The organism is Sphingomonas caeni (genome assembly GCF_026013415.1).
GTDB classification, from domain to species: domain Bacteria; phylum Pseudomonadota; class Alphaproteobacteria; order Sphingomonadales; family Sphingomonadaceae; genus Sphingomonas; species Sphingomonas caeni.
In genome coordinates, this window is the sequence record NZ_JAPDOK010000011.1 from 20,752 (window position 1) to 46,931 (window position 26,180).

Annotated in this window: 31 protein-coding genes; 14 read left to right on the top strand and 17 right to left on the bottom strand. The window is 67.6% G+C overall.

Going from position 1 to position 26,180, the window contains the following annotated elements; translation table 11 throughout:
* Positions 1-18: 18 nt before the first annotated feature.
* From OF829_RS19160 to OF829_RS19195, 8 genes are read right to left on the bottom strand one after another with little or no spacing between them, the layout of a single operon-like run.
* Positions 19-339, bottom strand: a complete 321-nt coding sequence (locus OF829_RS19160) for a DsrE family protein (protein ID WP_319951566.1) — start codon at positions 337-339, stop codon at positions 19-21.
* On the bottom strand, positions 318-1,067 hold the full coding sequence (locus OF829_RS19165; protein ID WP_264941801.1) for a HesA/MoeB/ThiF family protein: 750 nt from the start codon (positions 1,065-1,067) through the stop codon (positions 318-320). The genes OF829_RS19160 and OF829_RS19165 overlap by 22 nt, the downstream gene beginning before the upstream one ends.
* Positions 1,064-1,456: a hypothetical protein gene (locus tag OF829_RS19170; RefSeq protein WP_264941802.1), complete on the bottom strand. Its 393-nt coding sequence runs from the start codon at positions 1,454-1,456 to the stop codon at positions 1,064-1,066. The genes OF829_RS19165 and OF829_RS19170 overlap by 4 nt, the downstream gene beginning before the upstream one ends.
* Positions 1,453-1,902, bottom strand: coding sequence for a dUTP diphosphatase (dut, locus tag OF829_RS19175; RefSeq protein WP_264941803.1), 450 nt, complete (start codon positions 1,900-1,902; stop codon positions 1,453-1,455). Before dut ends, OF829_RS19170 begins: the two co-directional genes overlap by 4 nt.
* Positions 1,899-2,702 carry an alpha/beta hydrolase gene (locus tag OF829_RS19180; protein ID WP_264941804.1) on the bottom strand — a complete coding sequence of 268 codons (804 nt, stop codon included), beginning with the start codon at positions 2,700-2,702 and terminating at the stop codon, positions 1,899-1,901. Before OF829_RS19180 ends, dut begins: the two co-directional genes overlap by 4 nt.
* Positions 2,692-3,879 carry a bifunctional phosphopantothenoylcysteine decarboxylase/phosphopantothenate--cysteine ligase CoaBC gene (gene coaBC, locus OF829_RS19185; protein WP_264941805.1) on the bottom strand — a complete coding sequence of 396 codons (1,188 nt, stop codon included), beginning with the start codon at positions 3,877-3,879 and terminating at the stop codon, positions 2,692-2,694. The genes OF829_RS19180 and coaBC overlap by 11 nt, the downstream gene beginning before the upstream one ends.
* Positions 3,876-4,349, bottom strand: coding sequence for a hypothetical protein (locus OF829_RS19190; RefSeq protein ID WP_264941806.1), 474 nt, complete (start codon positions 4,347-4,349; stop codon positions 3,876-3,878). The genes coaBC and OF829_RS19190 overlap by 4 nt, the downstream gene beginning before the upstream one ends.
* On the bottom strand, positions 4,346-5,461 hold the full coding sequence (locus OF829_RS19195; RefSeq protein WP_264941807.1) for a hypothetical protein: 1,116 nt from the start codon (positions 5,459-5,461) through the stop codon (positions 4,346-4,348). Before OF829_RS19195 ends, OF829_RS19190 begins: the two co-directional genes overlap by 4 nt.
* Positions 5,462-5,602: 141 nt before the next feature.
* Here OF829_RS19195 and OF829_RS19200 point away from each other — a divergent pair, with 141 nt between their 5' ends.
* Positions 5,603-5,803 carry a hypothetical protein gene (locus OF829_RS19200; protein WP_264941808.1) on the top strand — a complete coding sequence of 67 codons (201 nt, stop codon included), beginning with the start codon at positions 5,603-5,605 and terminating at the stop codon, positions 5,801-5,803.
* Between the two features lies 1 nt (position 5,804).
* A complete protein-coding gene (locus OF829_RS19205; RefSeq protein WP_264941809.1) occupies positions 5,805-6,290 on the top strand; it encodes a hypothetical protein in 486 nt (161 codons plus the stop codon).
* 7 nt (positions 6,291-6,297) lie between these two features.
* Here OF829_RS19205 and ubiB read toward each other — a convergent pair whose 3' ends face one another.
* Together ubiB and OF829_RS19215 are read right to left on the bottom strand one after the other, a co-directional pair.
* On the bottom strand, positions 6,298-7,833 hold the full coding sequence (gene ubiB, locus OF829_RS19210; protein ID WP_264941810.1) for a 2-polyprenylphenol 6-hydroxylase: 1,536 nt from the start codon (positions 7,831-7,833) through the stop codon (positions 6,298-6,300).
* A gap of 7 nt (positions 7,834-7,840) precedes the next feature.
* Complete coding sequence (locus OF829_RS19215; protein ID WP_264941811.1) at positions 7,841-8,596, bottom strand: class I SAM-dependent methyltransferase; 756 nt, start codon at positions 8,594-8,596, stop codon at positions 7,841-7,843.
* Between the two features lie 128 nt (positions 8,597-8,724).
* Between OF829_RS19215 and OF829_RS19220 the strand changes: the two genes are divergently transcribed.
* The 4 genes from OF829_RS19220 (at position 8,725) to dnaA (ending at position 11,930) form a co-directional block, all read left to right on the top strand.
* Positions 8,725-8,964: an HTH-like domain-containing protein gene (locus OF829_RS19220; RefSeq protein WP_264941813.1), complete on the top strand. Its 240-nt coding sequence runs from the start codon at positions 8,725-8,727 to the stop codon at positions 8,962-8,964.
* 3 nt (positions 8,965-8,967) lie between these two features.
* Positions 8,968-9,777: a bifunctional DNA-formamidopyrimidine glycosylase/DNA-(apurinic or apyrimidinic site) lyase gene (gene mutM / locus OF829_RS19225; RefSeq protein WP_264941814.1), complete on the top strand. Its 810-nt coding sequence runs from the start codon at positions 8,968-8,970 to the stop codon at positions 9,775-9,777.
* Positions 9,778-9,871: 94 nt separating this feature from the next.
* Positions 9,872-10,135, top strand: a complete 264-nt coding sequence (rpsT, locus tag OF829_RS19230; RefSeq protein ID WP_264941815.1) for a 30S ribosomal protein S20 — start codon at positions 9,872-9,874, stop codon at positions 10,133-10,135.
* Between the two features lie 421 nt (positions 10,136-10,556).
* Positions 10,557-11,930: a chromosomal replication initiator protein DnaA gene (gene dnaA, locus OF829_RS19235; protein WP_264941816.1), complete on the top strand. Its 1,374-nt coding sequence runs from the start codon at positions 10,557-10,559 to the stop codon at positions 11,928-11,930.
* Between the two features lie 249 nt (positions 11,931-12,179).
* Here dnaA and OF829_RS19240 read toward each other — a convergent pair whose 3' ends face one another.
* From OF829_RS19240 to secB, 4 genes are all read right to left on the bottom strand, one after another.
* Positions 12,180-13,223, bottom strand: a complete 1,044-nt coding sequence (locus OF829_RS19240) for a CAP domain-containing protein (protein ID WP_264941817.1) — start codon at positions 13,221-13,223, stop codon at positions 12,180-12,182.
* 87 nt (positions 13,224-13,310) lie between these two features.
* Positions 13,311-14,300 (bottom strand): tryptophan--tRNA ligase, encoded by a 990-nt coding sequence (gene trpS, locus OF829_RS19245; RefSeq protein ID WP_264941819.1) that lies wholly within the window; start codon positions 14,298-14,300, stop codon positions 13,311-13,313.
* Between the two features lie 2 nt (positions 14,301-14,302).
* Complete coding sequence (gene murJ / locus OF829_RS19250; RefSeq protein ID WP_264941820.1) at positions 14,303-15,886, bottom strand: murein biosynthesis integral membrane protein MurJ; 1,584 nt, start codon at positions 15,884-15,886, stop codon at positions 14,303-14,305.
* Between the two features lie 155 nt (positions 15,887-16,041).
* The gene (gene secB, locus OF829_RS19255; RefSeq protein ID WP_264941821.1) at positions 16,042-16,539 is read right to left on the bottom strand and encodes a protein-export chaperone SecB; all 498 of its coding nucleotides are present in this window, start codon (positions 16,537-16,539) and stop codon (positions 16,042-16,044) included.
* A 175-nt stretch (positions 16,540-16,714) separates the two neighbouring features.
* Here secB and OF829_RS19260 point away from each other — a divergent pair, with 175 nt between their 5' ends.
* From OF829_RS19260 to OF829_RS19275, 4 genes are all read left to right on the top strand, one after another.
* Positions 16,715-17,356, top strand: coding sequence for a Tim44/TimA family putative adaptor protein (locus tag OF829_RS19260; RefSeq protein WP_264941822.1), 642 nt, complete (start codon positions 16,715-16,717; stop codon positions 17,354-17,356).
* Positions 17,357-17,531: 175 nt separating this feature from the next.
* A complete protein-coding gene (mltA, locus tag OF829_RS19265) occupies positions 17,532-18,797 on the top strand; it encodes a murein transglycosylase A (protein ID WP_264941823.1) in 1,266 nt (421 codons plus the stop codon).
* A gap of 145 nt (positions 18,798-18,942) precedes the next feature.
* Positions 18,943-19,530 carry a Smr/MutS family protein gene (locus OF829_RS19270; protein ID WP_264941824.1) on the top strand — a complete coding sequence of 196 codons (588 nt, stop codon included), beginning with the start codon at positions 18,943-18,945 and terminating at the stop codon, positions 19,528-19,530.
* A 73-nt stretch (positions 19,531-19,603) separates the two neighbouring features.
* Positions 19,604-21,274 carry a putative bifunctional diguanylate cyclase/phosphodiesterase gene (locus tag OF829_RS19275; RefSeq protein WP_264941825.1) on the top strand — a complete coding sequence of 557 codons (1,671 nt, stop codon included), beginning with the start codon at positions 19,604-19,606 and terminating at the stop codon, positions 21,272-21,274.
* A 33-nt stretch (positions 21,275-21,307) separates the two neighbouring features.
* On the opposite strand, the gene OF829_RS19280 is transcribed toward OF829_RS19275, so the two are convergent.
* Together OF829_RS19280 and dapE are read right to left on the bottom strand one after the other, a co-directional pair.
* Positions 21,308-21,892 carry an immunity 42 family protein gene (locus OF829_RS19280; protein WP_264941826.1) on the bottom strand — a complete coding sequence of 195 codons (585 nt, stop codon included), beginning with the start codon at positions 21,890-21,892 and terminating at the stop codon, positions 21,308-21,310.
* Positions 21,889-23,004: a succinyl-diaminopimelate desuccinylase gene (dapE, locus tag OF829_RS19285; RefSeq protein WP_264941827.1), complete on the bottom strand. Its 1,116-nt coding sequence runs from the start codon at positions 23,002-23,004 to the stop codon at positions 21,889-21,891. The genes OF829_RS19280 and dapE overlap by 4 nt, the downstream gene beginning before the upstream one ends.
* A 74-nt stretch (positions 23,005-23,078) precedes the next feature.
* On the opposite strand from dapE, the gene OF829_RS19290 reads away from it, so the two are divergent.
* The 3 genes from OF829_RS19290 to OF829_RS19300 are packed head-to-tail and all read left to right on the top strand — an operon-like array spanning position 23,079 to position 24,398.
* Positions 23,079-23,399 carry a hypothetical protein gene (locus tag OF829_RS19290; RefSeq protein ID WP_264941828.1) on the top strand — a complete coding sequence of 107 codons (321 nt, stop codon included), beginning with the start codon at positions 23,079-23,081 and terminating at the stop codon, positions 23,397-23,399.
* A gap of 1 nt (position 23,400) precedes the next feature.
* Positions 23,401-23,847, top strand: a complete 447-nt coding sequence (locus OF829_RS19295) for a cupin domain-containing protein (RefSeq protein ID WP_264941829.1) — start codon at positions 23,401-23,403, stop codon at positions 23,845-23,847.
* Positions 23,847-24,398 carry a hypothetical protein gene (locus OF829_RS19300; RefSeq protein ID WP_264941830.1) on the top strand — a complete coding sequence of 184 codons (552 nt, stop codon included), beginning with the start codon at positions 23,847-23,849 and terminating at the stop codon, positions 24,396-24,398. The genes OF829_RS19295 and OF829_RS19300 overlap by 1 nt, the downstream gene beginning before the upstream one ends.
* Before the next feature lie 3 nt (positions 24,399-24,401).
* Here the strand turns inward: OF829_RS19300 and OF829_RS19305 are convergent, their stop codons facing one another.
* A complete protein-coding gene (locus OF829_RS19305; RefSeq protein WP_264941832.1) occupies positions 24,402-25,067 on the bottom strand; it encodes a glutathione S-transferase family protein in 666 nt (221 codons plus the stop codon).
* A 122-nt stretch (positions 25,068-25,189) separates the two neighbouring features.
* Between OF829_RS19305 and OF829_RS19310 the strand changes: the two genes are divergently transcribed.
* Positions 25,190-26,068 carry an IS1595 family transposase gene (locus tag OF829_RS19310; protein ID WP_264941833.1) on the top strand — a complete coding sequence of 293 codons (879 nt, stop codon included), beginning with the start codon at positions 25,190-25,192 and terminating at the stop codon, positions 26,066-26,068.
* The last annotated feature ends 112 nt before the right edge of the window (positions 26,069-26,180 follow it).

Here is a 26,180-nt window from a genome sequence, read left to right on the forward strand (position 1 = left end):
CTCGCCGGGGAACGGAAGCTAGACCGTATCCAGCCGGTCGTCGCCGAGATCGGCGAGGAGGCCGATCAGGCCGCCGGTTTCGACGCCTTCCGGAAGCTCCTCCGCGCTGAGCCCTGCGGCGGCGAGGCCGGTCTGGCAGGCGATCAGCGTGGCGCCGGTTTCGATCGCGGTGGCGATCAGCGGATCGGGGTTCGCGAGCAGCGGGACCGCTTCCTCATGGAAATAGACGCGGGTGCGGCCGCCCAGCGCGGCATTGGCGGCGGCGAGCGTGAGCGCGGCGCGGAGGCGCGCCGGGTCGCGGGTGGCGATCAGGAGCGTCAGGCCGCGCATGACGGGCATCCGGGGTCCTTGGGAAGGCTGAGGGTGCGGAAGCGCAGGTTGAGGGCGTCGACCAGCAGCAGCTTGCCGGCGCTGTCCTCGCCGAAGGGGACGATCGCGCGGATCGCCTCGAGCGCGGCGAGGCTGCCCATCACGCCGGTGAGCGCGCCGAGCACGCCCTGCTCGGCGCAGCTCACGCCTTCGCGCTCGGGATCGTGGCCGACGAAGCAGCGATAGCAGGGCTTGTCCGCTTCCCAGCCGCGGAACACGCCGAGCTGGCCTTCGAATTCGGCGACGGCGGCGGAGACGAGAGGGATGCGGTGGCGCAGGCACGCATCGGCGACGAGCAGGCGCGTGGCGAAATTATCCGTGCCGTCCACCACCACGTCGAAGTTGCGGACCTGGTCGGCGTTGGCGGTGTCGATACGCTCAATCGCGGCAGAGACGTCGACGTTGGGGTTCAGGGCAATGGCGCGCACCGACGCCACCAGCCCCTTGAAGTCTCCGATATCGTCGGTGGCGAACAGCGTCTGGCGCTGGAGATTCGAGAGATCGATCAGATCGTCATCAACGACAGTGATCCGCCCGACGCCGGCCGCGACGAGATACTGGATCGTGGGAGATCCGATCCCGCCCGCGCCGATCACCAGCACCCGCGCCGCCTTGAGCCGCACCTGCCCCGCGCCGCCGATCTCGCGCAGCACGATGTGGCGGGCATAGCGCTCCAGCTCTTCGTCGGAGAGGCTCACTTGCGCCAGCTGAAGGTGAGGCTGGTCTTGTACCATTGATCGGCCGCGGCGCTGCGCGGAAGGAGGTTGTTGCGCGCGAAGCCCGCGGCGAGCCCTGCGGCATATTGCTCGACGGTGGCGCACTGGATCGCGCGGGGGATCACGGTGCGCACGTCGCCCTCGCCGGTGACGAGCACCGCGAGTTCAACCGTCAGGCGCTGGGTCGGGCCGCGTGCGATGGGGAGCGGGCAGCGGCGCGCGCGGGCTTCGCGGGCGGCGAACTGGCTCATGCTCGTGGTGACGGCGGGCTGCGCGCGATAGGGCAGGGCGGGGAGCGCCGCCCAGTCGATGCTGCCCACCTGGAGCGTGAGGGGGGGCGCCGTCGCCAGCAGGAGGGCAATCGCGATCATCTGCCCGTCGACCCGAAACCCCCGCTGCCGCGCGAGGTTTCGTCGAGCGTTTCGACCATGTCGAGCGTCGCGCGTTGGACCGGGGCGGGGACGAGTTGGGCGATGCGGTCGCCGCGGTTCACGACGAAGGGCGCCTCGCCGAGATTGGCGAGGATCACCTTCACCTCGCCGCGATAATCGCTGTCGATCGTGCCCGGCGTGTTGAGGCAGGTGACGCCATGCTTGAGCGCGAGGCCCGAGCGCGGGCGGACCTGGACCTCATAGCCTTCGGGGATCGCCATCGCATAGCCGGTCGCCACCGCATGGCGCGCGCCGGGGGCGAGGGTGACGGCCTCGGCGGCCACGACATCCATCCCTGCGGCGCCGTCGGTCGCATAGGCGGGGGGCGGCAGGCCCTCGCCATGCGGAAGCCGGAGGAGCGCGATACGGATGGGGGCGGGCGTCATGATTTCTCCGGAAGGCCGGCGGCGAGCCGGGTGAGGGCGGACATCGTCTCGGGGTCGCCGAGCAGATCGTGCCCCTTGCCGGGGACGATGCGGTAATCCGTGCCGATGCCGCGCAAGGTGAGCGCCTCGACATAGGCGCGCGACAGGGCGACGGGGGTCACCGCATCATCGCCGCCGACCAGCACCGCGACGTGCAGATCGGTCGAGACCCCTCCTGCGAATTTGAGCGGATCGAGGCTGGCGACGGCAGCGGCCCAGGCCGGGTTTCCGGTCTTCGCCGCCATATGCTTGCGCCATTCGGGAAGCGCGCAGGGGCAGCCGACCAGCAGGATGCCATCGGCGAGATCGGGGTGGAGCCCGGCCAGGTCCGCGACCAGCGCCGCGCCGCCGCCGTCGCCGACCAGGATCAGGTTCGCGTGCGGGAAGCGGTGCTTGATCTCCTGGATCTGGCGGCCGAAGCGGATCAGCCGGTCGAGCGTGAAATTGTCGCCGGTGTCGGTGCCGCGCTCGCCGCTCGAGCGGTTGCCTTTCGCGTCGGCGCTGCCGGGGCGGAGCAGGGTCATCGCGAGTGCGTTCGGCACGGCGCGGATTACTGCATCGGCGAAGGCGGCCTCGTCGCTGCGGGTGCCGGGATCGCCATCGTCGTGGATGACCAGGATCAGCGTCGCGGGCGGCTCCTGCGTGATCCGGCCATGGGTTTCGGCATAGAGCGGCGGATCGTCATGGCCCGAGACATTGGGGCGCGGCGTCGCGGTGCAGGCGGCGAGCGCGAGCGCGAGGATGAGGGGCCTAAAGCGCATCGGCGATCCGTGCAGCCAGACGCGCGGCGACTTCGCTCTTGGGGAGGCGTTCCCAATGCTCGACGCCCTCGGCGGTGACGAGATGGACAGTGTTGGCCTCGCCCCCCATCACGTCCCCGGAAACGTCGTTGGCGACGATCCAGTCGGCATTCTTGCGCTGGCGCTTGGCGGTGGCGTGTTCGACGACGCGCTCGGTTTCGGCCGCGAAGCCGATCACCAGCCTGGGACGTTTGGGCGAGGCGGCGAGGGCGGCGAGGATATCGGGGTTTTCGGAGAGGGTGAGCGACGGCGGACCGCCTTCGCCCTTCTTGATCTTCTGTCCGGCGGCGGCCTCGGCGCGCCAGTCGGCGACCGCGGCGACCATCACCGCGGCGTCGGCGGGAAGCGCGGCGGCGACCGCCTCGGCCATCTCGCGCGCGGTCTCGACATCGATTCGGATGACCCCGGCCGGGGTTGGGATCGAAACCGGGCCGGCGACGAGGGTGACGCGGGCACCCAAGGCGGCGAGCGCCTCGGCGATGGCGAAGCCCTGGCGGCCCGAGGAGCGGTTGGCGATGTAGCGGACCGGGTCGATCGGCTCGTGGGTGGGGCCGGCGGTGACGAGGATGTGCTTGCCAGCGAGGCGGCCGCGATCGGGGGGACCGCCCAGCGCGCGCTCGATCGCGACGAGGATCGCCTCGGGTTCGGGGAGGCGGCCGGGGCCGTACTCGCCGCACGCCATCGGGCCCTCGTCGGGCTCGAGCACGGTGACGCCGTCGCCGCGCAGCCGGGCGACGTTGCGGCGCGTGGCGGCGTGCTGCCACATGCGGACGTTCATCGCCGGGGCGGCAAGGACGGGCTTGTCGGTGGCGAGCAGGAGGGTGGTGGCGAGATCGTCGGCGATACCTGCGGCCATTTTCGCCAGCAGATCGGCGGTGGCGGGGGCGACAACGACGAGGTCGGCCTCGCGGCTGAGCTGGATATGCCCCATCTCGGCCTCGTCCTTGAGGTCCCAGAGTGTGGTGTGGACCTGGTTTTCCGAGAGCGCGGCGAGGGTCATCGGGGTGACGAAATGGCTGCCGCCGCCGGTGAGGACGCATTTCACCGCGATGCCGGCCTTGCGGCACAGGCGGATCAGCTCGCACGCCTTGTACGCGGCGATCCCGCCGCCGACGATCAGGAGGATGCGCCGGGTCATCGCCACCGCCAGTGGCGCACGCCATAGGCGATCGTCGCGCCCAGCAGGCCGACGCCGTAAATCCACAGCAGCGGCACCAGATAGGCGGCCGCCGTTACGGGCGCGCATTTGCCGAAGCAGTCGCCCATGTGCATTGCGATCCATAGGACCAGGGCGAAAGGCGAGGTCGCGAAGAGGCCGGCGAGCAGCCAGGCCGGAAGGGGCTTGGCCTCGCGGCGCTCGGCGATCGCCATGGCGATGGCGAACAGGACCACGCAGGGGATGCCGACAAAGGCGAGTTGCGTCAGGACGATCGAGACGCTCGACGCATAACCCGCAAGGGTCCAGGCCGGCTGGGGCAAGGTGGCCGCGTTCGCCGCGGACATCCAGCTCTCGATCAGCATCGCGCCGAGCAGATGGGCCGCGAGCCCACCCGCCAGCACGGCGAGGAGCAAGGGGCGCGGCGCGGGCAGGGAAGGCGCTTCGCTCATCGCGCTACTCTTGTCACGGTGATCCGGCGCTTGTCGAGCGACTGGCGGATCAGGTCGCGTAAGGCATCGGGGACGAAAACCAGTCCGACGAGGAACACCGGCGCGGCCATCAGGCCCCAGTAGAAGGTGTCGAGCCGCGCGAACAGGCCGATCGCAGCGGCATAGGCGGCGAGGATCGTGACCATGCGCAGCGCCAGCGGATCGTCCCATGCCGCCCAGCCGAACAGGGCGAGCCCGACGAGCAGCGCACCGGCGGCGAGCGGGAAGAGCTGGAGGCCGGTCGCGAGCGTCATCGATTTGACGAACAGGCCGAAGCCCTGGAGCCCGGCCCAGCCGGGCGACATCGGATCGAGCGGGCCGGTGACGCCTGCGACGGCCCAGGCATGGACGCCGAGCGCGGCGCCGAACAGCGCGAGCGCGACGCCCCAGCCCAGCGCTTCCTTCCGCTCGCCCTCGAGCCAGGCGAAGATCGCCATGAGGACGACATAGAGCGCGGCGGTCTCGCGGATCAGCATCGCCGCGAGCGCGATCGCCACGGCCTCGACCCAGCGGCCGGGGCGCCTGAGCGCGAGCGACCAGGCGATCAGCGGCCCCGCCCAGATTTCGTGGAATGCGATCAGGTCGCCCTGGATGAAGGCGAGGATCGAGCCCGCGCCGAGGATCGCCGCCGCAAGCAGCGCGATCCGCCCCGAGAGCGCCTCGCGCAGCCGCTTGGCCCAGCTCCACGCCATGCCGAGCAGGACCAAAGCGAGCAGCGCCTTGGCGGGCCAGCCCTCGGGCAAAGCGGCGAGGATCACCGCGAGTCCCGGCATCCGGAAGGTGAGGAAGGGCCGCAGCGGATAGCCGCCGGCGCGCAGGGCATCGGCGGCGACCTGATAATAATTGCCGCCGCCGCGCACCCCCGCGACGATCGTCTCGTAGAGCATCAGGTCAGTCTGCGGCCGCGCCCCCTCCGCCGCGGCGCCCAGCGCGGGCGGCTCGGGGACGAACAAAGCGAGCATGCACGCGGCGAGCAGGGCGATGAGCAGCACCAGCCCCAGCCGCGCGCGGCCGCTGCGCAGCGCGGCGAAGCGCGTCGGGGCGGCGGTCCAGAAGGTCGTGCGATCGGCCATGGGGTCAGCTATAGGGGGCGCGGCCCTCAAGTCGAGATGGGTTGGGTTGGGGCGCCGATACCGGGGCTAGTGCCGCGGAATCCGGTTGGGGTTACGCGCTCGCGATGAGATCGTGCCGCAGGCGATTCGGGAGGAAATACCATGCACATCTGCTGCGTTTTCTATGGCCCTACCTCGGATAACGTCGTCCAGATGGCGCAGGAGGGTGGCTGGAACCTGATCGTCCCGCCCGAGGAGTTCGACACGCTCGATTCGATCCAGCAGGGGTTCCTCCAGAACACTGGCGGCGATCTCGGGGTCCCGGGGCCGGGCTGGGTGGGGTTCGCGCACAAGGAAGTCTGACATGGTCTGGATACCGCAGGACGGGCAGCGTTTTCGCTTCTTTTCAAAGCTCGGCACCGATGTCGTGCTCGCGGCCACTCTGGGCAAGTACACCGACTTCACCCCGCAACCCGGTCCATCGGATATCTGCTGCTACGTCCATCGCCTTGCGAACGGGCCTGCTCCCGAGGCGACGGTTTTCGAGGTGCAGACGAACGACGACGGTTCCTTCGGACTGTTCCTGACTCAGCCTACTCCGCTCCAGCCCCAAATCCTGACCCTGTCATGGGACAGTTATGGTGATTACAGGGTGGCGCCTAACCTCACCGGGTTTACGCGTTTCTGGGCCGATCCGCTGGACCCCGATCCCTGGATCGCGCTGAACAATTACGACCGCGACCATGTCGTCGATGTGTTCGAGAGCGACATCAGTCAGGGTGCGCTGATCAACGCATTCCCCTGGAACGGCGGGGACAATCAATGGTGGCGGCCGGTGGGCGCCGATTGACCGGGGCTCAGCCCAGGAGCCACACCGTCGCGGCGGCGGTCACCGCGGCGCTGAGCACCGCGACCGCGACATAGCGCCAGCCGCCGACGACGGTGATCCTCTCGATCTCCTTGAGCGGCGGAGCGGGGGGGGCGCCGCCCGGGGTGGGGAAGCGCGCCTCGATGTTGCGGATCAGCTGGGGCAGGCGGGCGAGGGTGCGGAAATCCTCGACGAGGCGGTCGGCGATCTTGGCTTCGGGCCCCAGCTCGGTGCGGATCCATTCGCGCACGAACGGGGCGGAGACGTCCCACAAATTGATGTCGGGATCGAGCGTGCGCGCGACGCCCTCGACCATCACCATCGTCTTTTGCAGCAGCAGCAAATGCGGCTGGGTCTGCATGTCGAAATCGCGGGTGATCGAGAAGAGGCCGTCGAGCATCGCGCCCATCGACATGTCCTTGACCGGCTGGCCGCGCATCGGCTCGCCCACCGCACGCAGCGCGGTCGCGAACTCGGCGACATTATGGTGCGGGGGCACGTATCCCGCCTCGAAGTGGATTTCGGCGACGCGGGCATAATTGCCGGTGATCAGGCCATAGAGGATCTCGGCGAGCCAGACCCTCGCGCGGCGATCGATCCGGCCCATGATGCCGAAATCGATCGCGGCGACGCGGCCATCGGGGAGCGCGAAGAGATTCCCCTGGTGCATATCGGCGTGGAAGAAGCCGTCCGAGATCGCCTGACGGAGGAAGGCGCGGATCATCGTCTCGGCGAGCTGGCGCGGATCGTGGCCAGCTTCGATCAGCTTCTCGCGCTTGGAGAGCTTGATGCCATCGAGCCATTCGAGGGTCAGGACCTTGCCGGTGGTGCGCTGCCAGTCGATCGCGGGGACATAGTAATTGGGCTCGGCGGCCATATGCTCGGCGAGCTCGGAGGCCGAGGCGGCCTCGCGGCGCAGATCGAGTTCGCGCGCGGTCCAGCGCTTGAAGGTTTCGATGACGAGGCGGGGGCGCAGCCGCGCGGCCTCGCCGCCCATCGCCTCGATCTGCGCGGCGGCCCATTCATAGGTGTCGATCGCCTTGGCGAACTCGGTCTCGATGCCGGGGCGGAGCACCTTGATGGCGACATGGCGGCCGTCGGTGGTCATCGCGCCATGGACCTGCGCGATCGAGGCGGCGCCGATCGGCTCGGGGTCGATCGAGGCGAAGAAACTCTCGATCGGGCGGCCAAGGCTCGCCTCGATCCGGGCGCGGATCGTCTCGAAGGGGACGGGGGGCAGCGCGTCCTGGAGGCGGAGCAGGTCGTGCGCGGCCTCCTCGCCGACCAGGTCGGGGCGCGTGGCGAGCGTCTGGCCGAGCTTGATCGCGGCGGGGCCGATTTCCTGGAAGGCGGTGGCGTAGGTAGGCACGGCTGGCACGCGCGCGCCGAACCGGGCGATGCGCGCGAGGCGGCGAACGGGTTTCGGCGTATTCGGATCGCGCTCGATACCGCGCAAGGCGCCGTGGCGCGCGAGGATGCGGCCCCATTTGAGCAGGCGGAACAGGTGGATCGCGGGGGCGGTCACTTGGGCGTCAGACCTTCCAGCCGCTGTGGATCGCGACGAGCCCGCCGAGCATCGGCTCGACCCGGGTCTGGACGAAGCCGGCCTCGCCGATCATCCGCTGGAAGCTGGGCATGTCGGGGAAGCGGCGGATCGATTCGATCAGGTAGCGATAGCTGTCCTCGTCGTTCGCGAGGAGCTTGCCGAGCTTGGGCACGACATGGTGCGAATAGGCGTCATAGACCTGCGCGAAGCCGGGCCAGACATTGGTCGAGAATTCGAGGCAGAAGAAGCGGCCGCCGCGCTTGAGCACGCGGTGCGCCTCGCGGAGCGCCGCGGGGATGTCGGTCACGTTCCGGATGCCGAAGGCGATGGTGTAGGCGTCGAAGAATCTGTCGGGCCATTGGAGCGTCTCGGCATTGGCCTCGCTCCACACCAGGCTCCCGATATCGGGCTTGCGCCCGTTGGCTCGCCCGCGCTCGGCGGCGCGCTCGATGCCGACGGCGAGCATCTCGGGGTTGATGTCGGCGACGGTGATGCTCGCGCCCGATTCGGCCATGCGGAAGGCGATGTCGCCGGTGCCGCCGGCCATGTCGAGGATGTGCTCGCCCGCGCGCGGCTTCACGCGGCGGACGAATGCGTCCTTCCAGACGCGGTGGAGCCCGCCCGACATGGCGTCGTTCATCAGGTCGTATTTGGCGGCGACGTTCGAGAAGACCCCGCGGACGCGGGCGGTCTTCTCCTCGGGGGCGACGTCTTCGTAGCCGAAGGAGACGGTATCGGGCATGCGAGGGGCTGTAGCGCCACCCCAAGAACAAGGCTAGTGACCTCCGCCTAGCATTATGCATAAATAATATTGCATTTTGCTTTTTATCTGATATGCGGGTGGCATTGAGGGGCGGATTGGAGGCGGTAATGACGAAGAAAGAGGCTTACGAGCGGATCAAGCGCGCCATCGATCGCGCTCCCAGAAATGCTTATGTGGCAGAACTCCATCTGCAGTGCATCAAATACGCTGATGTTCTGGAGGGGATTTCGGGGCGGGAATTCTCTGAGAATGTCGGACTCACTCCTGCGTGGGGCACCGAGTTCGTCAAGATGCGCAAGATCGTCGAGCGCCTGAAGGTAGCGGGCTTGGATACGGATCGGATTTAATACATGCCCGAGCTTCCCGAAGTCGAAACCACCGTTCGCGGCCTGGCCCCCGTGCTCGAGGGGCAGGTGATCGCGCGGGTGACGCTGCGCCGCCCCGATCTGAGGCGGCCCTTTCCCGCGGGGCTGGGGCAAAGGCTGACCGGCGCGCGGGTGACGAGCCTGGGGCGGCGCGCAAAATATGGGCTGATCGACACCGATCGCGGCGACACGATGATCTTCCATCTCGGCATGTCGGGGCGGTGGCGAATCGATCCGGGGGAGCTGCTGACGCACGATCACCTGCTGATCGAGACCGCGGCGCACCGGCTGGCGCTCAACGATGCGCGGCGATTCGGGTCGGTCGATCTGGTGCCGACCGAGGCGCTGGCGGCGTGGCCCGCCTTCGCGGCGCTTGGGCCGGAGCCGCTGGGTCCGGAATTCGACGCCGCCTATCTGGCGCGGGCCTTCGAGGATCGCGTGGCGCCGGTGAAGGCGCTGCTGCTCGATCAGCGCGTCGTGGCGGGGCTGGGCAATATCTATGTGTGCGAGGCGCTGTTCATGGCGGGGATCGCGCCGACCCGGCCCTCGGGCCAGGTGGCCAGGGCGCGGCTGGTGAAGCTGGTTGATGCGATTCGCGAGGTATTGGCCGCGGCGATCGAGGCGGGGGGATCGACCCTGCGCGACTATGCCCGGCCCGATGGCGAGCTCGGCTATTTCGCCAAGCAGTGGCGGGTTTATGGGCGCGAGGGTGAGCCGTGCGAATGCGGGGAGAAGGTGGCGCGGCGCGCCGATGGCGGGCGCTCGACCTTCTGGTGCCCCAAATGCCAGCGCTAATGGTTGACCCGACTCACCTCTGCCGCTAAGGGGCCCCTCTTTCCGGCGTGGACCCGCTTCCACGCCTTTCTATTTTGAGCAGGACGACAGACGCATGGCGAATACGCCGCAAGCGAAGAAGCGTATCCGGCGCAACGAGCGCCGCGCCGAGATCAATGGTGCGCGGGTCAGCCGCATCCGCACCTATGTGAAGAAGGCGGAAGCCGCGCTGGAAGCCGGCGACAAGGCCGCGGCCTCCGCCGCGCTCGCGGTCGTCCAGCCCGAGTTGGCGCGCGGCGTCGCCAAGGGCGTGCTGCACAAGAATACCGCGTCGCGGAAATATTCGCGTCTCAACAAGCGTCTCGAAGCGCTCGCATAAGCGTCACTTTTTCGTAACGATCACCCCGCCGGAGCTGCTTCGGCGGGGTTTTTCGCGTGTGCGAAGGGCTAGCCTAGAACGAATCGGGGACATGACGGAATCCCGCGAGTCGCGGGGTTCGCAGCTGCGTTAACCAAGATTAACCCCATGATTTCAATGCGATGAAAGAATGCCCCACGCATTTCCTTTGATTGCATTGAGTCAACAAAACTATTTCAATTTTTTTACGCCCCGCGCTCTTGCCCGACTCAGATTTCGCTTTCTAAATGCCCCTCCCCGGCACGCAGTCTCGCCGGGGTCAATCGATGTGTGGCAGCGCCCCGCGGGTCTCGTGATTCCCGCGTGAGGGAGCTTTGTCGCAACGAAACAGGCGCGCGGAAGGGGCAATGGTTTCCGCGGATAAGGAGGGGTGAATCGGCAAATGGCGGAAGCGCGGGTCTTGGAAGCGGGTGAAGTGACGGCGGTATCGAAGGCCTGGACGCATGTGCGCGCGAATCTGCGCCGCTCGGCGGGCCAGCGGCTGTTCGACCAGTGGCTCAAGCCGGTGGTGCTGGTCGAATCGAGCACCATCGACTCGATTCGCCTCGGCCTGCCGTCCGCCTTCCTGACGCAGTGGGTGCGCAACCATTATGCCGAGCGGCTGCTGCTCGAATTCAAGGCGGTGCTGCCGTCGGTGACCGCCGTGTCGATCGACACGATCTCGGACGAGCCGAAGCGCGTGGTGACCGCCGAGGACCGGCCCGCGATCCCGCTCGCGCCGCCCGCCGAGCGTCCGGTCTTCGATCCGCGCTTCACCTTCGACCGGTTCGTGACCGACGCCTCGAACCGGGTGGCGTTCAACGCCGCGCGTTCGCTCGCCGGCGCGGGCGATCCGGTGTTCAGCCCGCTCTATCTCCATTCGGGTACCGGGCAGGGCAAGACCCATCTGATGCACGCGATCGGGCACGAGTTCCTCGCCGCCAATCCGATGGCGACCGCGATCTACATGCCCGCCGAGCGCTTCATGTTCGAGTTCGTCCAGGCGCTGCGCGCGAAGGACACGCATGCTTTCAAGACGCGGCTTCGCGGGGTCGATCTGCTGATGATCGACGACCTCCAGTTCATCGGCGGCAAGGATTCGACGCAGGAGGAATTCTTCCACACGGTCAATGAGTTCATGAACTCGGGCAAGCGTCTGGTGATCGCCGCGGACCGCGCGCCCCAGGCGCTCGAGGGTTTCGAGACGCGGCTCGCGGGCCGGCTGGGCTCGGGGCTGGTCGCCGACATCAAGGTGCCCGAGCTCGACCTGCGCCGCGCGATCGTGCAGCGCAAGCTCGAGGACATGCCGCGGGTCGCGATGCCGGCGGAAGTGATCGAGCTGCTCGCCGCGCGGATCACCACCAATGTCCGCGAACTCGAAGGCGCGCTCAACCGGCTCGTCGCCTATGCCCAGCTCAACAGCGAGGCGATCACGATCGACTTTGCGACGGTGACGCTGGGCGAGGTGCTGCGCAGCGTTCAGCGCCGCATCACCATCGACGAGATCCAGCGCGCGGTCTCCGCCCATTTCGCGGTCAAGCAGATCGACCTGATTTCGGAACGCCGCGCCGTTGCGATCGCGCGCCCGCGCCAGATTGCGATGTATCTGGCGAAGCGGCTGACGACTCGCTCACTTCCCGAGATCGGGCGCAAGTTCGGCAACCGCGACCATTCGACGGTGATCCATGCCGTCCGCCGGATCGAGGATCTGCGCGGCAAGGACAGCGAGATCGACAGCGCGGTGCGCACGCTGATGCGGCAGCTCGAGAGCGCCTGAGGCGCCGACTGCCTTCCTGCCCCTCCGGGGGTGGGGGCGGGGTGGAGGAGACGAGAGCGGGGCAACGCTAGGGTCACGCCTCCACCCCGCTGCCGGTTGCATCGATATTCAGCCCAGGGCGGCCTGCAAATGGCGGTTGTCCGCGCTTCCGGTGCTCACGTGCTTGAGCACGCTGCGCTCCGGGTCACGGCCAACCACCATTTTCGACTCGCCCTGACCTGAATCTCGACGCAACCGCGCCCCTTGGCCTCAGGGAATGATCCGGAAGAAATAGGTGTAGCTGCGCGCGGACCCGTTCACGCCGACGTTCGCGATCGTCACGTCGTAGAAGGTGTTGGTCTTGAGCCCCGTCACCTTCCACTGGAGATTGTTGGGCAGGCCGAAGCCGTCATTGTCGAAGGCGATCTGGCTGACCGCGAGCGTGCCGGCGCCGCGTTCGCGGACGGTGATCGTGGCGGCGGAGAAGTTGACGGTGGCGTTGGTGCCGAAGGCGCTGTTCTTGTTGGCGAGGACGCCGAAGGAGAAGAGCGCGCCGTTGGCGAAATAGCGCGCCGGGTAGTCCTCATAGGGATAGGCGACGAAGTCGGGCAGGCTCGCGGGGGTGGCCTGGCTGGTGTTGATCACCTTGAGCGCGGAGGCGTCGGCCTTGTTCGAGAGCTGGTAGCGCCCGGCGACGCGGCCATAGGCGATAGTGCTCAGGAACGGATAGAGCAGCCACCGCCTGTGGCCGACGCTGTTGAGGACGAGATTATCGACGTCGGTCAGCCAGCCGATCACGATATCGTCGTTGCGCGTGTAGGACAGGCCCGAGCCGAGCCCGATATAGAGGTTGCTCTGCGCCGAGGCGTTGGCGCCGGCGGCGGTGTAGCAGTTCCAGCTGGTCGGGGGCGTGTGGCTGAGCGCGCCATTTGCGGCCTGCATCAGCGCCGACTGCATCTCGTCGGCCTCCTCGGCGGTGGCGTAGGCGACCGGGGGCAGGCGGTGAAAGGCGCGGATATTGTTGAGCACCGCGAGCACCCGCTGGCCGACCTCGGGCTTGAGGATGCCCGCGCGGCAGATCGAGAGATCGGGCTGGACCGAATAGAGCGTCGCGATCGAGCCGAAGAATTCGGACCCGTTGGCGGGCTCGGTCGAGGAGGGCGTTGGGGTCGGGGTTGCGCCCGGGGTCGGCGTGGGGGTGGGCGTCGGGGTGACGATCACGCCACCTCCGCCGCCGCCGCTCTCGAGAGAACCGCTCCCGCCGCTGCACGCGACGGCGAAGGAGGCAAGCAGCAGGGGGACGAGTTTACGCATCGATACTCTCGATGCGATGAAGCGCTTGGGGCTGGTGATGGTTCCAAATGTCGTCATCCCGGCTTTCGCCGGGATGACGAACGTTATTCAGACCTGCAGCCCGACCGCCTCCTGCGCGGCGCGGAGGGTTGGGGCGGCGAGCGTTTGGGCCTTTGCCGCCCCCTTGGCGAGCTCCGCGCCGACGTGCGCCCGGTCATTGTGCATGCGCACCAGCCGATCGCGGATCGGCCCCAGCACCGAGATGGCGAGGTCCGCCAATGCGGGCTTGAGCGCGCCGAAGCCCTTGCCGGCGAACTCCTCGACCACCGATTGCGGCTCGCGGTCCGATAGCGCGGCGAAGATCGTCACGAGGTTCTTCGCCTCGGGGCGGCCTTCGAGCGCGTCGAAGCTGTCGGGGAGGACGTCGGGGTCCGACTTGGCCTTGCGGAACTTGGCGGCGATCGTGTCGTCATCGTCGCTGAGGTTGACGCGCGACAGGTCCGACGGGTCGGACTTGGACATCTTCGCGCTGCCGTCGCGCAGGCTCATGATCCTGGGCGCGGCCTTGCTGATCAGCGCGTCGGGCAGCGGGAAGAGATCGACATTGAAGTCGAGGTTGAACTTGGTGGCGATGTCGCGCGCGAGCTCGAGATGCTGGCGCTGGTCCTCGCCCACCGGCACATGGGTCGCCTTGTAGACGAGCACGTCGGCGGCCTGGAGCACCGGATAGTCGAACAGGGCGACGCTCGCGCCCTCGCGGTTCTTGCCGGCCTTGTCCTTCCACTGCGTCATGCGGCTCAGCCAGCCCATCCGGGCGGTGCCGTTGAGGATCCAGCACAATTCGGCATGCGCGGGGACGCGCGCCTGGTTGAACAGGATCGAGCGGTCGTCGATGCCGGCGGCGAGCAGGGTCGCTGCCATCTCGATCGTCGAATTGGCGAGTTCCTGCGGGCTGACGGTGCCGGTCAGCGCATGGAGATCGGCCAGGAAGAACAGGCATTCCCCCTGGTCCTGCATCGCCACCCAGTTCTTGATCGCCCCCAGATAGTTGCCGAGATGCAGATTGCCGGTGGTCTGGATGCCTGAAACGACTCGCATGCTTATTCCTGTATCCCATCGCTGGGTTTGCGACGCCTGATCAGCGCGGTGATGTCGCTGATCAGGAAGGCGCGGGTGACGAAGCAGGCGACGCCATAGATGGCGACGCCGCCCGATACCAGCGCCGCCAAAGCGGCGTAGCGCTGCCACATCATGCCCGACAGCCACGGATCGAGCAGCCGGTCGAAGCCCCAGACCGCGCCGCCCATCAGCAGCGCCGCGAGCGCGAGGCGGGGGAGGCGGCGGCGGAGCTGCGCATCGGCCTTGAAATGGCCGCGCTTCACCAGCGTGACGTACAGCATCCAGACATTGACCGACGATGAGAGCGCGGTCGCGAGCGGCGGGCCGACATGGCCGATGGTGGGGATGAGGATCGCATTGGCCGCGATGTTCACCCCGACCGACCAGATCGCGTAGCGCACCGGCGTACGGGTATCGTGGCGCGCGTAGTAACCGGGGGTGAGGACCTTCACCATGACATAGGAGGGCAGGCCGAGCGAGAAGCCCGCGAGCGCGAGCGAGCAGAGGCGCGCGTCCTCGGCATCGAACTGGCCGTACTGGAACAGGCCGCGCACGATCGGCTCGGCGGCGACGATCAGCGCGACCATCGCGGGGAGCGTCAAGAACAGCGCGAGCTCGATCCCGCGATTCTGCGTCTCCATCGCCTCGGCCTCGCGGCCCGTGGTGAGCAGGCGCGAGACGGTGGGGAGCAGGATGGTGCCGAGCCCGATGCCGATCATGCCCAGCGGGAGCTGGTTCACCCGGTCGGCATAATAGATGTAGCTGAGCGAGCCCGCGGTCAGCAGATAGCCCGCGAGCGCGCTCGAGATCAGCAGGTTGATCTGCGACGCGCCCGCGCCCGCCGCGGCGGGGAGGATCTGCTTCATCAGGCTCCTGACCTCGGGATTGAGGCGCGGGCGGCGCGGGCGGAGCGAAATGCCGGTGCCGCGGCAGGCCCAGGCGAGCCAGGCGAGCTGCATCGCGCCGCCCACGGGAATCGCGATCGCCTGGGCGCGCGCGGTTTCATACGGGTCGCCGTTGAAGAAGATGAGGGCAGTGACCATCGCGATGTTGAGCAGCACCGGCGCGGCGGCATTCACCCAGAATTTGTCGAGCGAATTGAGGATCCCGCCGAGCAGCGAGGCGAGGCTGATCAGCATCAGATAGGGGATGGTGATCCGCGACAGCTGGACCGCGAAGGCGAACTGGTCCGGGGTGGGGTGCTGCTTGGTGAAGCCGCCCGAGATCGCCCAGGTGAGCGGCCAGGCCGCGGCGAGCATCACCGCGGTCAGCACCAGCAGGATCACGAACAGCACCGCCAGCGCCTGCTCGGCAAAGGCGAGGCCGGCGGGGAGGCCACCGTCCTCGTTCACCTTGCGGTTGAACATCGGGATGAAGGCGGCGGAGAAGGCGCCCTCCGCGAAGAGGGCGCGGAACATGTTGGGCAGGCGGAAGGCGACGGTGAACGCGTCCGACGCGAAATTCGCCCCGACATAGCGCGCCTGGAGCGAATCGCGGACCAAAGCGAGCAAACGGCTGGCGAGCGTGAGCCCGCCAACCGATCCAAGCGTGCGGACGAGTTTCATGGCGTGGTGCTCAACTCAAACCCCGTTCGGGCTGAGCTTGTCGAAGCCCGCCCCTCCGCTCGCGAGGGTTTCGCCCGTGGAGAACCGCCCTTCGACAAGCTCAGGGCGAACGGTTGGGGGGGAGGCCCGCATGACGGATACTCCCCCCATCCGTTTCAGGCCGTGCCTTCGGCCCCGGCGGCCTCGGCGGCGGCGCGCTGCTCGAGCTGCGCCTGATAGATGCCGTTGAAATCGAGCGGCTCGAGCATCAGCGGCGGGAAGCTGCCGTCGCGGACGGCGTCGGCGAGGACGCGGCGCGCGAAGGGGAAGAGGATGCGCGGGCCTTCCGAGAGCAGGAAGGGTTCGATCGCCTCGGCGGGCACGTTGCGCAGCCCGAAAAGCCCGGCATAGGAGAGATCGACCAGGAAGGCGACCTGACCCTCATGCTCGGCCTTGACCTCGATCTTGAGGACCACCTCGAACACTTCCTCGCCGACCTGGGCCGAAGCAATGTTGAACTGCACGTCCACCTTCGGGGTGATCTGGGTCTGATAGATGGCGGGCGCGTTCGGGTTCTCGAACGAGAAATCCTTCACATATTGCGTGATAACGCCGACCGCCGGGGCGGTATCTTCGCCATTGGCATAGGGCTCGGCAGCGGTCTCGTCGGCCATCGTAATTCGTCCTTCGTTTACGGATAATTCGCGCTTCCCGCGCGTTCGTGCGAGCGCCGCGCCTAGCAGGGGTGCGGCAGGGTTTCAACGGGCGGTTAAAGGTGTTGGGTCAAGGCTATTTGAAACCATATGCGCTTAGCCCTATGTATAGTGCCCGCGTAGCGTTGGAGGTCCGGTGATTTACATTGTTCTGTTCGCGATGGTGGCCGGTTTCCTGGCGCTGCGTCTCTACGCGGTGCTCGGCAAGCGCACCGGTCACGAGCAGCCCCTGCCCAAGCCCGCGGACGAGCGCATGGTGCCGCCATTGCCGCGCACGATCGACGTGGTCCCGGAGGTCCGCGAGACCGGCGGCCGCACGATCGAATCGGGCGCCGAGACCGGCCTGCGCGCGGTGATCGCCGCCGATCCGAGCTTCGACGTCGCCCAGTTCGTCGATGGCGCCAAGGCCGCCTATCGCATGATCCTCGAAGCCTTTTGGAAGGGCGATGTCGAGACGCTGACCTGGCTGGTCGAGGAGGATGTCCGCGAGGGCTTCTCCGAGGCGATCGCCGAGCGCGAGGCGCAGGGTCATGTCCTCGAGAACCGCCTGATCGTGATCGAGCGCGCGCTGATCGCCGAGGCCTCGGTCGAGGGCAAGGTGGCGCGGATCACGGTGCGCTTCGACGCCGATATCGCTTCGGTGACGCGCGATCAGGAGGGCAATCTGGTCGCCGGCTCGATGACCGACGCGGTCGAGGCGCACGACGCCTGGACCTTCGCGCGCCACCTGAAGAGCGACGATCCCAACTGGAAGCTGGTCGAGACCGACGAGGCCTGAGGCTTCGGCTTCTCCACTCCCGGATAATCACCGTGCTCCGGCGAAGGCCGGAGCCCTGGCCGCAACCGGCTTACGCGCAACCCAACGCTCCGGCCTTCGCCGGAGCACGAGTGCGCTTTCGCCGGGATGACGATCGGGTATAGGCAAAGCGAGGCTGGCGGTTCGGGAGGAAGTTATGCGCGTCTGGGGCTTGATCGCGCTGGGGGTCCTGCTGAGCGGATGCGCCGGCACCGTGGTGCCGCCCTATGTCGAGCGCGGCGCGCCGCCGGTTCAGCGTTCCACCGATATTCCCGCCAACGATCTGCCCGCGCGCCAGCCGACTCCGGCGGTGCCGCTCGCGCCGGTCACCGCGCCGCCGGTCGCGGCGGGAACGGCGAGCGCCGCCAAGGCGGGGGTGATCGCCGGACCGCCGGTCGACAGCCTGCCGATCAACCAGGCCAATGCCGAACGCGCGCTGACCGCCTACCGGCTGAGTTGCGGCACGCTCCAGCGGCGGACCGATGCGTCGGGGCTGACGCGCGGAAGCGACTGGGCCGAATCGTGCGCCGCCGCGCAGAGCTGGCCCGCGCGCGACGCCCCCGCATTCTTCGCGCACTATTTCGAGGCGGTGCAGATCGGCGACGGCAAGGCCTTCGCGACCGGCTATTACGAGCCCGAGATCGCCGGATCGCGCGAGCGGCGGCCGGGCTATGAGGTGCCGATCTACGGCAAGCCCGACGATCTGGTCGAAGTCGATCTCGGGCTCTTTTCCGACGCGCTCAAGGGGAAGCGCATCCGCGGGCGCGTCGAGGGGCAGGCGTTCGTCCCCTATTATGACCGCGCCGCGATCGAGGAAGGCGCGCTGCACGGCCGCGCCCCGGTGATCGCCTGGGCGGCCGATCCGGTCGAGATGTTCTTCCTCCAGGTCCAGGGTTCGGGGCGGCTGCGGCTGCCCGACGGCGGGGTGATGCGGATCGGCTATGCGGGGCAGAATGGCCGCGACTATACCGGCATCGGCAAGCTGATGCGCGACCGCGGGCTGCTCGCCCCCGGCCAGGCCTCGATGCAGGGGATCATGGGCTGGCTGCGCGACCATCCCGACGAGGGCCGCGCGATCATGCGCGAGAATAAGAGCTTCGTGTTCTTCAGCGAGCTTCGCGGGGCGGGGCCGCTGGGCGCGCTGGGGCATCCGGTAGTCGGCTGGGTGAGCGCGGCGGCCGATCCGGCGTTCGTGCCGCTGGGCGCGCCGGTGTTCCTCTCGATGGACCGGACCGATGCGACGGGGCTGTGGGTGGCGCAGGATACCGGGGGGGCGATCAAGGGCGCCAACCGGTTCGACACCTTCTGGGGCGCGGGCGACGATGCGCGCGCGATCGCGGGGGGCATGTCGGCGCGGGGGACGGCGTGGCTGTTGCTGCCGCTGGGGACGGTCGATCGGCTCACGGCGACGCCGGTCCAGTGATCTTCCAAAATTCCGTTCGCCCTGAGCTTGTCGAAGCCTGTCCTGAGCGACGCCGCAGGCGGCGTCGAAGGGGGCTGCCTTTTTCTCTTCGGCAGAGAAGAAGAACGGTGCTTCGACAAGCTCAGCACGAACGGGGAGAGTGGGGGTGACCCGCCGAAAGCTGGCGCCCGAGGAAGCGGCGCTGTGGGAACGCGTGATCGCGACGGTGACGCCGATGGCGAAGCCTGTGGCGGTGCCCGCCGCGGAACCCAAAGCGTTCCCCGGCGAAGGCCGGGGCCCAGTTGCAAGCGCTCCGAAACCGGACCCCGGTTTTCGCCGGGGAACGGCCGGGGCAGCACCGAAGCCCGTGCCGACCAAGTCGCCCGGGAACACCCTCGATGGCTCCTGGGACAAGAACCTCTCCCGAGGCCTGATCTCCCCCGAAAGCTCGGTCGACCTCCACGGGCTCACCCTCGCGGGCGCATATGACCGCCTCGACCGCGGCCTTGCCGAAGCGATCGCGCGGGGCGACCGCGTCCTGCTCCTCGTCACCGGCAAGCCGCCGCGGCCGACCTCCGAGCGCCCCTATGCGCGCGGCGCGATCCGGGCGGCGGTGGGGGATTGGCTGGCGGCGTCGCGGCATTCCTCCCGCATTGCCGCCGTCCGTGCGGCGCATCCGCGTCACGGTGGGACAGGTGCACTCTATATCGTGCTGCGGCGCGCAAAATCGATCGTTCCGAAACCGAAATCTTAACCTCTGGCTGCAACATTGTTGCTCGGAGCAGGGCAGGTTTTGCCCTGGACAGTGCGGGGGATCGCGCGGGCCAGTGGAAGGATTCTCGCTAAAGAGCCGTGCCATCGCGTTCGCGATGTGCGCCGGGGCGGTAGCGTTCATCCTGGCGCTCGCCGCCACGTCGCATGGCAGCGTCACCATGGACGGGGCCGCCCGCGCGCTGATCGCCGCGATCGTCTGCGGCGCGATGTGCTGGGCCTCGGCCGAGCGCACCATCGCCTCGACCGCGGGCGCGATCGACGCCGCCATCGCCCGCCTCAGCCGCGCCGCCAATGGCGATCTGGAGAGCGAGATCCCGCTCGAGGTGCACGAATGCGTGCCGCCGCTCGCCGACGCCATGGACGGGCTGTTCCGCCAGCTCCATGCCAATCTGGAGAGCGTCCAGCGGCTCGCCATGTTCGATTCGGTGACCGGGCTGCCCAATCGCACCAATTTCCGCCGCACCTGTGAGCGGATGCTCGCCGAGTTGCCCCCGGGCGCCGAGGCGGTCCTCTATTTCATCGATCTCGACCGGTTCAAGCATGTCAACGACACGATGGGTCATGCGACCGGCGACGTGCTGCTCGGCATGGTTGCCAACCGCCTGCGCGCGGTCGCGGACCGGTTCGCGGCGGAAGGCGCGGGGCGGCCGCTGATCGGCCGGCTCGCGGGTGACGAGTTCACCATGTTCTTCCCCGAACTCAAGAGTTTGCGTGACGCCGAGCGGATCGGGCGCGGGGTGCTCTATGCGCTGTCCGAGCCGTTCGACCTGGCCGATCAGGAAGTGTCGATCGGCGCCTCGATCGGCATTGCGCTGCGTCCCGAGCATGGTACGACGCTGCACGAGCTGATGCGCGCCGCCGATGCCGCCATGTACCATGCCAAGGCGCAGGGCCGCGGGCGGACCGAGCATTTCACCGAGGCGCTGGCCAACGAGATCGCCGAGCGCGCCAAGCTGGAGAGCGACCTGCGCGAGGCGATCGACAAGGACGAGTTCACGCTCGCCTTCCAGCCGCAGGTGCGCGCGCAGGACGGCGCGATCGTCGGGGCCGAGGCGCTGTTGCGCTGGCGGCACCCCGAGGGCGTGCGCCTGCCCGCCAACTTCATCCAGCGCGCCGAGGAGACCGGGCTGATCGTCGAGATCGGCGAATGGGTGGTGCAGAATGTCGCCGAGACGATCTCGCGCTGGGGCCGGCTGGGCATCCAGCAGCGGCTGGCGGTGAACATCAGTCCGCGCCAGCTCGATCATGCGAGTTTCTTCCGGCGGCTGCGGGAGGCGATGCTGGCGGCCAAGGCGCCGGCGCGGCTGCTCGAGCTCGAGATCACCGAGACGCTGGCGATGCATTGCTCCGAGGATGTGATCGACGCGATCGCGGCGCTGCGGGCCGACGGGGCGACGATCGCGATCGACGATTTCGGGACGGGCTATTCGAACATCGCGCGGCTGCGGCATCTGCCGGTCGACCGCGTCAAGCTCGACCGCAGCCTGATCGAGCATGTCGCCGAACAGGCCGAGGCCAGGACGATCGCCCAGGCGGTGATCGCGCTGGTGCACGGCCTTGGCTGCGAGGCGGTGGCCGAAGGGATCGAGACCGAGGCGCAGGCGACCGTGCTGCGCGTGATCGGCTGCGACGTGCTCCAGGGCTATTCGATCGCGGCGCCGATGGACGAGGATGCGTTCCTCGGCTGGGCGCGCGATGAAGGGCGCGAGCAGGCGGCGGGGTAAGCCTCCGGTCCGACCGGCTGCGGGCGTGATCGATCAGTGCGGGCCGGTGGTATTCGCCTCACGTAATGTGCCGGTCCATTCTTCGGCGAACAGCGCGCTCCAATCGGCAAGAACGCGGTAGAATGCGTCTCCCTCGATCCATGCTTCCCGGAGGGAGTTGATGGCATCGGTGCGGCAATCCAGATTTCGGAATGCGAGCAGGCGGACACGGTCTTCGACGTCGAATTGCAGGATATGCGATCCGTCATCAAATGCCTCGTCGCCATCCGGCGCCCATATCAGGCGGTTGCCGTAAATCGCGTCGGTGAACTCGGATGACGTCATGCCGAAATAGCTGCTTCGCCCGCTATTCCCGTAGATCGCGTCCAGAACAGCTTCGGCGACAAGCGGGGCGTCGATGCCCGAAAGGTTCGGCATTCGATGCGTTCCGCGCCCATCGAGACGCCGTTTCACTTCGTCGAACGAACATGCCAGCATCGATGCGTCCGGCGTTCTCACGCCGAAGACGCTTCCTCGGATGTGAACGATAAAGAAGCCCAGTGCGCGTTGGGAGGTGTCCGCGATTGCCATCGTGATCGCGCTTTCGATCGCGAACGACTCCGGGTCACCGACGATCACTCGAAGACCCGCCTCAGCACTTCCTCGTAAACCCCCGTCAATGCCTCGAGATCGGCGATCGCGACCGCTTCGTCGAGCTTGTGCATCGTCGCATTGACCAGCCCGAATTCGACCACCGGGCAGAGCTTCGAGAGGAAGCGCGCGTCGGAGGTCCCGCCCGTCGTGGACAGCTCGGGCCGGATGCCCAGCCGCGCCTCGGCGGCGTCCTGGACGAGCGTCGAGAGCGCGCCGGGCTCGGTGAGGAAGGCCTCGCCATAGACGGTGCCCTTCACGCTCGCGGCCGGCGCGTGGCGCTGCACGATTTCGGTGATCCGCGCGACCAGATCGGCGCCCTTGTGGCGGTCGTTGAAGCGAATCGAGAGCCGCGCCGAGGCATGGCCGGGGATGACATTGCTCGCCGGGTTGCCGACGGTCAGGTCGATCGGCTCGATGTTCGAGGGCTGGAACCAGTCGGTGCCCTGGTCGAGCACGATCGCGTCGATCTCCGCCAGCGCGCCCACGAGGCGCGGGATCGGATTGTCGGCGAGATGGGGATAGGCGACATGGCCCTGCTTGCCGGGCACGTCGATCCAGATCACCGTCGAGCCCCGGCGCCCGATCTTGATCGTGTCGCCGAGCCGGTTGGCCGAGCTGGGCTCGCCGACGAGGCAGAGATCGGGGATCAGGCTGCGTTCGCGCATCCGCTCGATCAGCTTTTGGGTGCCGTAGGTGGCGGGACCTTCCTCGTCGCCGGTGATGATCAGGCTGACGGTGCCGTCGGTCTCGATACGGCCCGCCGCTTCGACGAAAGCCGCGATCGAGCCCTTCATATCGACTGCGCCGCGCCCGTAGAGCAGGTCGCCGCGTATTTCGGGCCCGAACGGATCGCTAGCCCAGCCCTTGCCGGGGGGCACCACGTCGAGATGGCCGGCAAAGGCGAAGTGCCGCCCGCCGCTGCCGCGCACCGCGAGCAGATTCTCGACCGGGCCGTCGGGCGCCTCGCCTGCGACGAAGCGCTCGACCGCGAAGCCGAGCGGCAGCAGCGCGGCTTCGAGCACGTCGAACACCTTGCCCGTCGCTGGGGTGACGCTTTCGGCGGCGATCAGCGCCTTGGTGAGCTCGACGACGTCCATCCGCGTTTCATCCCGGGGTTCCCAATCTCCGCGCCCGGCCATAGCATGTCCGCTCCCCGCGTCGAGGACGGCCGATGATCGGATTGACGATTGCGATCCTGATGGCGGCCCCTCCGCAGGACGTGGCCGGCCGGTGCCGGTCGATCGCGCTGCGGATCGAGCGTACCAGCCGCATCGCCGTTACCAAGCTCGAGACGCATTATGCGTCAGAGCCACAGGCGGCGCGCGACGCTGCATTCCTGCGGCGCGTGGGGCAGGTACGCACTGCGCAGGTGCTCGCCAGAGCGATCCGCGCCCGCTATCCAGGCAATGCGGCCCGCAACGCCACAGTCGATGCAATGGCATGGAACGATGTCGTCGCCGCGGGCGAGGCGTGCCGCGACCGGAGGGACTAGAATGCCCAAGCTCGATCTGTCCGCGATCCCCCAGGTCAACACCACCGGCTATCCGCCCGAATATGCCGACAAGGTCCAGGGCCGCTGGTATCGCCGCATGGCGCCCGCGAGCGGGATCACCGATTTCGGCTATAGCCATGTGACGCTCAAGCCCGGCGCTTGGTCCGCGCAGCGACACTGGCATGACGGCGAGGACGAGTTCGTGGTGATGCTGGCGGGCGAGGCGGTGCTGATCGATAATGACGGCGAGCACGCGATGCTGCCGGGCGATGTGGCCGCCTTTCCGAAGGGGGACGGCAACGGGCATGTGCTGGTGAACCGCAGCGAGGCGGACTGCGTGTTCATCGCGGTGGGCAAGCCGAGCGCGACCGACTGCCACTATCCCGATATCGACATGCATTTGTTCGAGGGGGTCGGGTTTCGGCGGAAGGACGGGAGCGAGTTTTGATGCGCGAGGGGATTCTTGCTCTGGTGCTTGTGGCGGGTTCGGGCGGGAGTGCGGTTGCACAGCAGGCCGAGCCCGAGATCTCCGGCCAGTTCCTTTCGCTCAGCGTGATGCCTTCGCTAACCCACGCCAACATGGTGTTGCACGTGGGGCTGCGCGAGCGTCCGCCGGAAAAGGTCGGCAGGTTGCCGGACGCGTCCCTGATCTGGTTCGCGGCTGATTTCTCAGGCGCCGATCCGGGGGATACCAAGCGGCGCTGGACCGATGGGCGTCGCTGCCCGGCGGCCGTGCCGGTCCTGCAACGCGTTGAAATGCTCTCGGGGCCGAGCCCACGCATTCCACTGGAGGGCGGACGGCCCTGGGGCGGCAGCGTGCTCGATGGCACCTGGTACACGCTCAATGTACAGATGGGCGTGCTGGGGGATCAATCGGTCGGGCCGGTCCGCATTGAAAGCAATGTCGGTACCGATCTGGCGCGCTGGGCGCATGACCTGACCCAGGCACTCAAACCCTGCTGGTCGGACGTGATGCCGATGGGCGTCAGTGTGAAATAGGCGTCAGGTGCCCGCAGGCGTCTCGAACTGCTCGATCACCCAATCCTCTTCCTGCGCGCCGGCGATCCAGTCCTGCATGAAGGGATGCTGGAGCACCGCCTGCATATAGGCCGGGGCGAAGCGGGGGACGGGGAGGGAGTAGGTGACGAGGCGCGTCACCACCGGCGCGAACATGATGTCCGCCGCGCCGAATTCGCCGAACAGGAAATCGCCCTCGCCGCCATAGCGGGCACGGGCCTGCATCCATAGCTCCATGAGCCGGGCGAGGTCCTGGAGGACGTCCGCGTCGGGGGTCTTGGGGGGATAGACCTGACGGATGTTCATGCTGTGCTTGCGCCTGAGCGCCGCGAAGCTGGAGTGCATCTCCGCCGCCATCGACCGCGCCATCGCGCGCGCGGCGGGATCGGTGGGCCAGAATTTCTCGTTGCCGGTCTTGTCGTTCAGATATTCGACGATGGCGAGGCTGTCCCACACCACCGCGTCGCCGTCCCACAGGATCGGCACCTTGCCCGAGGAGGGGGCGAACTCGTCGCCCTCGCGGCGCTTGTCCCATTCGGCATCGTAGAGGGGGACGACGACTTCCTCGAAGGACAGCCCCGATTGCTTGCAGGCGAGCCAGCCGCGGAGCGACCAGGACGAATAGGCCTTGTTGCCGATGATGAGCTTCATGGGCGCGGGGGATAGCGATGGGGGGAGGAAGGGGCAACGGCCTTCCCAAAGCTGGCGTCACCCTGAACTTGTTTGGCATTTATCCCCTTGCGACATGTAAGGGTTAGTGCTATACAATATGTATGAGCACGAAAGCCCCCACGCTTCGCCAGTTTCAGGACCGCTTCCCGACTGAGGAAAGCTGCCTCGATCACCTGTTTCAGGTTCGGTACGGCTCGAACTTCGATTGCCCGAAGTGCAACCGCCCAGCGAAATACTCGCGGGTGAAGGCCCGGCGCTCGTATCAGTGCAACTGGTGCGCGAACCAGCTCTACCCGACTGCCGGGACGCCGTTCGAGCGCACCCGCACCAGCCTGCGCGACTGGTTCTTTGTGATGTTCCAGTTCTGCGCGAGCCGGAACGGTGTGGCCGCCAAGGAAGTCGAGCGTCAGCTTGGCGTGACCTACAAAACCGCTTGGCGCATGTGCCACGAAATCCGGAAGTACATGGGCTCGCTCGACAGCGACGATCCCTTGGGCGGCCCCGGCGAAACTGTCGAAGTCGATGAGACGCTGATCGGCGGTTCGGTGTCGGGCATGGGCTCGGGCTACAAGGGCAACAAGACCTGCGTTGTCGGCATGTTGGAGCGTGGCGGCGAACTCATCACCCGCGTTGCTCCCGCCCGCCACAAGATCGCCATGCACGCCCTCATCAACGAGCACGTCCTTCCCGGCACCACGATCAACACCGATGAGTTTGGCGGCTACAAGGACCTGAGCAAGAACGGCTACCGTCACGTCACCGTGAACCACGCAAACAAGGTCTATGCGACCAAGGCGGGCGCTGGCGTCAACGCGATTGAAGGCTTCTGGGCTCAGCTAAAGCGCGGGATCAACGGCACTCACATTCACGTCAGCCCGCAGCACCTTTCGAAGTACCTTGGCGAGTTTGAGTTTCGCTGGAACATGCGTCAGGCCCCGCACCTGATGCTCGACCGCCTGCTTTACTCTTTCGTGCGGTAGGCGGTTCGCCTGACGCCATCGCCTTCAAGAGGCGGTCAAAGCGGGCGTTAGTATCGTCGGTCATGTCAGGTCCTTAGCATGGACTCGCCCTGAAATCTCGTGGACAAGATCA